Annotated in this window: 2 rRNA genes; both read right to left on the bottom strand. The window is 48.9% G+C overall.

What is annotated here, in order from left to right:
- A 5S ribosomal RNA gene (gene rrf / locus LDN30_RS16250) occupies window positions 1–108 on the bottom strand; the annotation flags it as partial.
- 97 nt (window positions 109–205) lie between these two features.
- Window positions 206–362, bottom strand: a 23S ribosomal RNA gene (locus LDN30_RS16245); the annotation flags it as partial.

The following is a 362-nucleotide window of genomic DNA, read 5'->3' as shown; positions in this document are numbered from 1 at the left end:
GCGGCTTCCTACTCTCCCGCATTGCATTGCAGTACCATCGGCGTAAGTGGGCTTAACTTCTCTGTTCGGAATGGGAAGAGGTGGGACCCCACCACAATAACCACCTGATAATATTTTCTACTGCCTTTACGCTTATACTTAGCGACAGGCGTATGGGTGACACATCTAACAAGCGAAACCGTTAGACAACTCAAAGTATGACCTTATGACTGAAAGTTTCGGGCAATTAGTAGCACTCGGCTTTGACGTCACCGTCTTTACACCTGCGCCCTATCAACGTCCTCGTCTCGGACGACCCTATAAAGGAGTTCTAATCTCGCGGATGGCTTCGCGCTTAGATGCTTTCAGCGCTTATCCTAAAC

The organism is Prevotella lacticifex, assembly GCF_019973375.1.
GTDB classification, from domain to species: domain Bacteria; phylum Bacteroidota; class Bacteroidia; order Bacteroidales; family Bacteroidaceae; genus Prevotella; species Prevotella lacticifex.
Note: the sequence above shows the minus strand (reverse complement) of the source record. Positions and strands in the feature narration are given on the sequence as shown.